Source organism: Verrucomicrobiia bacterium, from assembly GCA_035495615.1.
GTDB lineage: Bacteria > Omnitrophota > Omnitrophia > Omnitrophales > Aquincolibacteriaceae > DATJFP01.
Genome location: DATJFP010000087.1, coordinates 1 through 5,436 on the forward strand (window position 1 = coordinate 1; position 5,436 = coordinate 5,436).

Here is a 5,436-nt window from a genome sequence, read left to right on the forward strand (position 1 = left end):
TTAGTTATGCCAAGACGGACGCCTCATCCATTTCCTGCGTCCGGACAAGCGTGGACTTTCCGGCGGGCGCCTTGCCTTTTTTCCGCTTCGCCGCCCCCGCCGGGACGTGAAGAGGGGCCGCGGCGGCTTCGGCCAGCGCCGTTCCCGCGGCTTTCCCGAGATTGGCGAGCATTTCCCATTCGGTCTTGATGCGGTTCATCACCGTTTCCCAGGGACGATGGATCCGTTTGGAAAAACGCCGCCGCGTTTTGACGCTCTGGTACGCGTGAAGGGCCTTGAGCGCGCAGTTTTCCATGGAAAAACTCTCGGCGGTGGCCAGCGCCGCCGCGCGCATGCTCTCGTCTTTTTCGCGCATCAGCCCTTCGAGCGCCTTGACAAAACTTTCAGGCCGCGCGCCCGCGGGCAGAAGCCGGCCGTTGGCGCGGTTCTTCACGACTTCCCTCACGCCCGGGCCGTCGAGCGCGGCCACCGGGAGCCCGGCCGCCATGGCTTCGGTAACGACCATGCCCTGAGTCTCGCTTTGGGACGCGAACGCGAACGCGTCCATGGCGTGATAAGCATCCACGAGCTTGCGGCCCCGGAGCACGCCCGCGAAATGCACCCGGTCGAGGACGCCCTGCCCGCGGAAAAGTTTTTCGAGGGGCTCGGAGTAAGAGCCCTTGCCCACCACGAGGAACCGGGCGTTTTTCTGCCGCTTCAGAAAAAGCGAAACCGCACGGCCCAGATACTCGAGATTTTTTTCCGGCGAGACGCGGCCCGTATAGCCGGCCGTGAAAGCGTCTTTGGGAATTTTGAGGCGCCGCCGCATTCCCGCGCGGTCGCCTTTCCGGAAGGCCTTGGTGTCGACGCCCGTGGGAACGACCCACACCGGCGTCTTCACCTTCCGCTCGATCAGCATTTCACGCACGCTTTCGCTCGGCACGATGACATGGTCGCATAAATTGGCATAGCCCGTGGCCAGCTCGATCACGAAATTTTTTCCGGTCTCGGAGTTCAACGGGAAATAGTCCGTGTACTGCTCGAACATGATGTGATAGGTGAACACCAGCGGGATGTTGTACTGCCCGGCCACGCGCATGGCCATGTCCCCCATGAAGAACGGATGATGCGCATGGATGATGTCCGGCCGGAACACCTCGATGAATTTTTCCACAATGCCCGGGATCGGCAGGTTCACCGAAAAGTCCGTACCCTTGAAATTCTGGATCGCGGGAATGCGGGCCACCCCGTATTCTTTTTTCGAAACCCCGGGATATTCCGGCGCCGCGATCAGCACCTTGTGCCCCATTTTCCGGAACTGCCGCGCGAATGACTGAATGGACTTTTCAAGCCCGCCCGTGATCGGGAAATAAGTGTTGCTCATCATCAGGATGTTCACAGCGCGCCTCCGGTTTTTTCCACGAGCACGCGATTTTCGTTTTTCTCAGGATACTGGGCCTCATGCCCGGCAATGCGCACTTCGATTTCGGGCTCGATGTCCGCGTGCCACAGCCCTTCCCAGCGAACCTCCGTGCCCTGGTCCGTGCACTGCATCTCCACGGAAAACATTCCGAATTCCGTGGGCGCGGGGCCCCAGCGGAACTCGGCGCCCGGTTTCAGCCAGAAAGACGGGATTCCCGACCCGACGATGAGACGCCCTTCTTCTTCCCGCACGAGAAAATTCCGCATCATCATCACCCACTCGGCCGCGGCCCACACATGCTGCCCGTCGCCCATGCAGCCTCCCTGCGTCTGGGGATGGATGGCTTCGGGCCATTGGCCCGTGCGGGTCGCGATCATGGCCATGTTCTCGGTCATGTCGAAATACCGCGGGTCTCCCGCGCGGAGGAGCACCTGCGCGATGTGCAGCGTGAGATAGGGATTGATGCCCGAATGCGCGATGTCGTGGAAAAAAGCGCCGTTCACGAAACAGCAGCGGTGCAGAAAATTGGCGGTGGCAAGAAGCCGCGGATCGTCCGCCGCCCACAGGCGCAGCGGATAGCCGCCGACAAGCGAGCCCACGGCCGCCGCGTCCATGCGGCGGTAGGGCGAGGCGGGCACGGCCTCATGGCCCTGGCGCCTGGCGATCGTCCGGAGCGTGTAGTCGAGCGCCGCGCGGAAATTCTGCGCGTCGGCATTGAACTCTTCGGCCGCGGCGCGGTGGCCCAGGCGGTCCGCGAGCCAGGCCGCGGACAAAAGCCCCTGGATGCCCCAGAAGTCGTCCCAGAAATAATAATCTGAAGGTCCGAAATGTTCGGCGCTGAAACCCGCGGGCAAGAGGCCCGCGTGCAGCTCTTCCGGCTTGCCGATCACGCGCTTCTTCTCGATCCAGCGCCCGCCTTTCAGGATGGCGTTTTTCCATTCCTTCTTGGGCGGCTTGCCCGTCATCTCGCAGAATTTCTGCAGGATCCAGAGCACCTGCCCGTTCGAGTCCCATTCCCCGTCCTGCGAATGGAAATAGCCGGTGAAAGTCTGGCGCTCGAAGAATTTATCCAAAAGATTTTCGACGCGCGCGGTGAGTCCCGCGCACAAAAGCGCGTAGGAAATCAGGGCCGCGTCGCGGAACCAGAAATGCTTGTACGTGAACGGTCCCGGATAAATTTCATCCGGCGAATGAAGCACGAGCGTGCGGAGCGCGGCTTCGTAGAGGAAGCGAAAACGCCCGTCCGGCACGCCGAGCTTGGAAGCGTCTTTCAGGCTGTCTTCCCAGAGCGCGGCTGTGGCGGCGCCGCGGTCTTCGAAATTGACGGCAATGTCTTTTTCTTCCAGCGGGACGTGGACGAGAACCGCGCGCTTCTGCCCGGGCTCCAGCGCGAAAAGCGCGGCGGCGGTCGCCATGCCTACGTGGCATTGCACGCTCTGCAGGCCGTCCTGCTCCGGGAGTTTCCGCGCGACATCGCCTTCTTTGTAATGTGAAAAGCGGTGGCGGTCGCAAGGCTGGTCGAAGTAAACGTTCTGTTTTTTATTCACGCGCCAGCCCGACGGCCCGCGAAGCAGTTCCGCGTCGTGGATGAAGCTCACGCCTTCGGGATTGTACGGCCGCAGCGAAACGGCCAGCCAGGCCGCGGAGCCCGAAGACGCCTCGGCCCGCAGGCGCAGCACCGGTTTCCCCTCCGCGGACAGCTCGACCCTTGAGCGCACGTCGAGCGCCAGGTCGCCGCGGAAGGCCGTCGTCTTCACCGTAAGGCCCGCGTCGAAAGAAAGATCCTGGATCACACCTTCTTCCCGCGAGGGGATAAGAAGCTCGTGCGAGCCGTCTACGATCCAGAAATCAAGGGACCAGCTGTCGTAGAACGGCGTCACCAGGCCGCGCGGGTCCACGAGCGGATACTCCGCGAAGCCCGGAAGCCCGAGCGCGGTCCAGTTGCGGTGCGTCAGGTTGATCTGCGTCGCGGAAAACGCGCGCGGGATGAACGCGGGATCGCGCGGATTGAACTGGCGATCGGCCCAAAACGGCCAGATCCAGTCCATGTTGTGCTGGATGGCCTGGGCGTTCATCAGCCCCCGCGCCTGGAGCACGAAGCCCAGCCGCAAAAGTTCGACCGGCACCGCCACCTCCGCAGGCTGCGCAAAGCGCTGCACGTGGGACAGCAAGGCGATCGGATCCACGAATCCTTTGGCCCTTGCCGCAACCCTCACGGCATAACGCCAGGGCAGCCATTCGAGCCACATGGGGTCTCCTTTTTCTTTATCGAGCCGGTGCTGCGAGAGCAGGCTCGCTTGCAATCAACCAGGGTCCTGCATTCTCGACCGTGGGGACAGGTCTAAAGACCTGTCCCCGTCCACGCAACATTATCCTCCATGCGGCATGGCGACCAGCGCCTCTTGGAAACGCTTCTGCGCCTCCTGCCAGTGAACGGCCTTGAAGAACGATTCCAGGTAGCCGTCCCTTTTGATCCCGTAATCTTTCATGTACGCATGCTCGAAAACGTCGAGGATCAGGATGGGCACGAGGCCGGAACCGTGCCCGGTGTCGTGCTCGTTGATCCAGAAATTCATCAGACGGTCGCCGTGCGTGTCGTAATAAAGCGCGGCCCACCCGATGCCGCGCATGGCGGCGGTCGCCTTGAAATCCTTTTGCCAGGAATCGAACGAGCCGAAATCCGCGGCTAGTTTTTGCACGAGCGGCAGGCTGGCGGGATCGCTCCCCGCGTCTCTCCTGAGATTCTCGAAATAGTATTCGTGCAGGCGCATGCCGTTGAATTCCCATCCGAAGCGCCGCCTCGTCTCCGCGAACTCGGGTGTTTTTTCCTTGCCGCCGTCCCGCAGCTGCTTGGCTTCGTCCAAAAGCGCGTTGGTGTTTTTGACGTAGCCCTGGTAAAGCGTGAAATGATTTCCCAGCAGCTCGTCGCTGAAGCCGGGCGTGCCGTAAAGCGTGTCGTAATTTTTAGCCTGATAAACCATGATTTCCTCCCGGGCCGCGGCCCTGATCATGCCCAACTCTTTTCTAACACGGGAGATCGCGCGGCGGCATCGGCTGGTGCTCGATTCTTTCTCAGGGAAAGACCTGAAAAAATTAAGGCAATAGCCTGACGGCAAACGAAATGACCCGGCCTTCCCTTTGTCAGGGCCGGCAGGGCCTTCCGGAGCTAATGTGTTTTGCCGTTTTCGACCCACTGAACCGCGTGCCGGATCAGCTCCATGTTGTTTTTCAGATGGAGTTTCGTCTTGATGTTCGCGCGATAGGTTTCCACGGTCTTGACGGACAGATGCAGCTGTTTGGCGATCTGCGAGCTGGCCACGCCTTCGCCGATGAATTGGAACACCTCGAGTTCCCGGTCGCTGAGCGTCTGGATCGACGGGACATCTTCGGGCACGCCCTCCGCTTTTTTGATCATCATGCGCTCGGTCATGGCCTCGCTGAGGTGCACCTTGCCGTCCATGACGCGGCGGATCGCGGCCAGGATGCCGCTGACGGCTTCCTCTTTCATCACGTAACCGCGCGCGCCGACTTGAAGGATCCTCTCGGCATAAAGTCCTTCGTCGAACATGGACAGCGCGATGATCTTGACGTCTTCGTGCCGTGCCTTCGCGGACTTGATCAGGTCCAGACCGCTGCTGTCCTTGAGCGAGATGTCCACGGTCACGAGGTCCGGCCTCAGGGATTCGATCAGCCGCAGCGCTTCTTCGGCGCTGCCGCATTGGCCGCATACTTCCAGGTCCGATTCACGCGCGACAAACTGCGCAAGGCTTTCCCGGTACAAAGGATGGTCATCGACAATGAGAATTCGGGTTTTCCGGCCAAGCATAAAGTTCCCTTCTGGTTAAGTTTTCTCCGGACCCGGGGCGTCACGGCAGCGGGACGGCTGCGGCCGACCCGCCGGAGCCGATGCGGCCCGGATCCAAGTTCCCGTTAGAAAATGAAGCGGAACGTGTTGGCGATGAGATCAAAAGGAAAGGCCAGCACTTCCCCGACCACATGGAAAACGCCTCCGAAGATGCCCCAATCGTCGTGAT

General features: G+C 61.1%; 4 protein-coding genes. All 4 read right to left on the reverse strand.

Annotated features, from left to right (window positions below; translation table 11 throughout):
- Nucleotides 1-4 precede the first annotated feature (4 nt).
- On the reverse strand, nt 5-1,378 hold the full coding sequence (locus VL688_11060) for a glycosyltransferase (GenBank protein ID HTL48586.1): 1,374 nt from the start codon (nt 1,376-1,378) through the stop codon (nt 5-7).
- Complete coding sequence (locus VL688_11065; GenBank protein ID HTL48587.1) at nt 1,375-3,651, reverse strand: hypothetical protein; 2,277 nt, start codon at nt 3,649-3,651, stop codon at nt 1,375-1,377. Before VL688_11065 ends, VL688_11060 begins: the two co-directional genes overlap by 4 nt.
- Nucleotides 3,652-3,771: 120 nt before the next feature.
- The gene (locus tag VL688_11070) at nt 3,772-4,383 is read right to left on the reverse strand and encodes a Fe-Mn family superoxide dismutase (GenBank protein ID HTL48588.1); all 612 of its coding nucleotides are present in this window, start codon (nt 4,381-4,383) and stop codon (nt 3,772-3,774) included.
- Between the two features lie 185 nt (nt 4,384-4,568).
- The gene (locus tag VL688_11075; protein ID HTL48589.1) at nt 4,569-5,228 is read right to left on the reverse strand and encodes a response regulator transcription factor; all 660 of its coding nucleotides are present in this window, start codon (nt 5,226-5,228) and stop codon (nt 4,569-4,571) included.
- Nucleotides 5,229-5,436: the final 208 nt, after the last annotated feature.